Origin of the sequence: Variovorax sp. J2L1-78 (assembly GCF_030317205.1) — a bacterium.
Lineage (GTDB): Bacteria > Pseudomonadota > Gammaproteobacteria > Burkholderiales > Burkholderiaceae_C > Variovorax > Variovorax arabinosiphilus.
The window spans coordinates 1-3,057 of record NZ_JASZYB010000007.1; the positions used below are offsets into that span (position 1 = coordinate 1).

General features: G+C 66.9%; 2 protein-coding genes and 1 pseudogene. All 3 read left to right on the plus strand.

Annotated elements, in window-relative coordinates:
* Window positions 1-367, plus strand: a pseudogene (locus QTH86_RS26990) (methyl-accepting chemotaxis protein); the annotation flags it as partial.
* Window positions 368-418: 51 nt separating this feature from the next.
* Entirely contained in the window at window positions 419-2,122 is a 1,704-nt protein-coding gene (locus tag QTH86_RS26995; protein ID WP_286649347.1) for a methyl-accepting chemotaxis protein, read from the plus strand.
* Window positions 2,123-2,163: 41 nt separating this feature from the next.
* On the plus strand, window positions 2,164-3,057 hold an 894-nt coding region (locus QTH86_RS27000; RefSeq protein ID WP_286649348.1), incomplete at its 3' end, for a HAMP domain-containing protein.

A 3,057-nucleotide genomic window follows, 5' to 3' on the forward strand; every position in this document is an offset into this window, starting at 1 on the left:
GGGCGAGATCAGTGCGGCGAGCCACGAGCAGACGCAGGGCATCGAGCAGATCAACCAGGCGATCACGCAGATGGACCAGGTCACGCAGCAGAACGCGGCCCTGGTGGAAGAAGCTGCGGCCGCCGCTGCTTCGTTGCAGGACCAGGCCGGCAGCCTGTCGCAGGTGGTCGGTGTGTTCAAGCTCGGCAGCGACACGACGGCGATGTCGACGATGTCGGCGATGTCGCATCGGGTCCCCGTGCGTGCCGAGGCCCCGGTGCACCGCGCGAGGGTGACCAAGCGGGTGTCGCCCGCGCCGCGCGCGGCCGCCGCCCCCCGTGAACTCACCACCACCGCCGCCGCTGGCGACGGGTGGGAAACCTTCTGATCGTCCCATTGCCTCGGCAATGACATCACCCCCTCTTCCGGAGTCGCAAGCATGTTCCTGAGCAACGTTTCCATCGGCAAGCGACTGACCCTCGTGGTCGGCATCATCCTTGCCTTGTCCGTCACCAGCAGCGTGCTGGCCATCCTGAAGCTTCGCCAGCTGGGGGACGAGGTTCGTCTGATGGTGGAGCAGAACATCAAGACGGAACGTGCCGGCTCCGACTGGTTGCGCCACACGACCTCGGGGGTGCAGCGCGCCGCCGCGATCGCCAAGAGCACCGACCCCAGCCTGATCGCCTACTTCGCGCCGGCGACGGCCAAGTCCATCACGGACACCAACGCGCTGCAGAAGTTTCTCGAGGCCCGCATGGACACGCCCGAGAAGAAGAAGCTCTTCGAGAAGATCGGCGAGCTCCGCAAGACCTACCTGGCGGCACGTGAAGAGGTCAGCAAGGCCAAGATGGCCGGCGACATGGACGGCGCCAACAAGATTTTCAACGAGCGCTTCGAACCCACCTCGCGCGACTACGTGGCCGGGGTGCAGCAGATGGTCGAAACCGAGCGCGTTGCGCTCGACACCGCGGCCGAACGCAGCGACGAGATGCGTGCCAACCTGACGATGCTGCTCATCGTTTGCAGCGTGCTGTCGCTGGTGCTGGGCGTCGCGCTGGCCTGGATGCTGGTGCGCAGCATCACCCATCCGCTGCGCCGCGCCGTGGCGGTGGCCGAGGCCGTGGCCGCCGGCGACCTGACCAGCCGCATCGAGGTGACGAGCACGGACGAGACCGGTCAGTTGATGCAGGCGCTGCGCGGCATGAATTCCAGCCTGGCGAAAGTGGTCGGCGAAGTCCGCCAGGGCACCGACACCATCGCGACCGCGTCGAGCCAGATTGCCTCGGGCAACCAGGACCTGTCCTCGCGCACCGAAGAGCAAGCCAGCTCGCTGGAGCAGACCGCGGCGTCGATGGAAGAGTTGACCAGCACGGTCAAGCAGAACGCGGACAACGCCCGCCAGGCCAACCAGCTGGCGGCCTCGGCCTCGGAAGTGGCCGTGCGCGGCGGCACCGTCGTCAGCCAGGTGGTCAACACCATGGGCTCGATCAATGCGTCGAGCAAGAAGATCGTGGACATCATCGCGGTCATCGACGGCATCGCCTTCCAGACCAACATCCTGGCGCTGAATGCCGCGGTGGAAGCCGCTCGCGCCGGCGAGCAGGGCCGCGGCTTTGCCGTCGTGGCGTCGGAAGTGCGCAGCCTGGCACAGCGCTCGGCGGCGGCGGCCAAGGAGATCAAGGGCCTGATCGACGACTCGGTCAGCAAGGTCGAGGCGGGCAGCCACCAGGTGGCCGAAGCGGGTCAGACGATGGAAGAGATCGTGGCGAGCGTGCGCCGGGTGACCGACATCATGGGCGAAATCAGTGCGGCGAGCCACGAGCAGACGCAGGGCATCGAGCAGATCAACCAGGCCATCACGCAGATGGACCAGGTCACGCAGCAGAACGCGGCGCTGGTGGAAGAGTCTGCGGCGGCTGCCGCCTCGCTGCAGGAGCAGGCCGGCGGCCTGTCGCAGGTGGTGAGCGTGTTCCGTATCGAGGGCGGCGCTTCGTCGGCCCCTGCGCTGCGCGGTCGGGCCCCTGCCGCGTCCGCTGCGCGCCAGGTTCAACCGGCCAAGCGTGCGCCGACCTTGCCGCGCGCCGCGGCCGCACCTCGCGAACTTGCATCTGCCGCCGCTGGCGACGGGTGGGAAACCTTCTGAGCGGCTGTGGCCGCATCTTTCACTGTCTGGAGTCGACGAGCATGTTTCTGAGTCATTTTTCCATCGGCAAGCGGCTGGCCCTCGTGGTCGGCCTCATCCTTGCGCTGTCCCTGGCGAGCAGCGTGCTTGCCGTGATGAAACTGCGGCAGCTGGGGCAGGAAATCAATCTGATGGTCGAGCAGAACATCAAGATCGAACGTGCCGGCTCCGACTGGCTGCGCTACGTGACCGCCGGCGTGCAGCGTGCGGCAGCGATCGCCAAGAGCAGCGATGCCAGCCTGATCGATTACTTCGCGCCGGCCAGCGCCCAGAACATCAAGGAAACCACCGAGCTGCAGAAGTTTCTCGAGTCCCGCATGGACACCCCGCAGCGGCGCGAGATCTACGAAAAGATCGGTGAACTGCGCAAGGCCTACCTGGCAGCCCGGGAAGAAGTGAGCAAGGCGAAGCTCGCGGGCGGCGCGGAAGAGGCCAACAAGATCTTCACCCAACGTTTCGAGCCCGCTTCGCAGGGTTACCTGGTCGGTGTGCAGAAGCTGGTGGACGGCGAACGTGCCGAGCTCGATGCCGCAGCGCAACGCAGTGACGAGATGCGCGCCAACACCAGCATGATGCTGGTGATCTGCAGCGCGCTGTCGCTGGTGCTGGGCATTGCGCTCGCCTGGATGCTGGTGCGCAGCATCACCCATCCGCTGCGCCGCGCCGTGGCGGTGGCCGAGGCCGTGGCCGCCGGCGACCTGACCAGCCGCATCGAGGTGACGAGCAAGGACGAGACCGGTCAGCTGATGCAGGCGCTGCGCGGCATGAACGACAGCCTGGCCAAGGTGGTCGGCGAAGTGCGCCAGGGCACCGACACGATCGCCACGGCGTCCAGCCAGATCGCCTCGGGCAACCAGGACCTGTCCTCGCGCACCGAAGAGCAAGCCAGCTCGCTG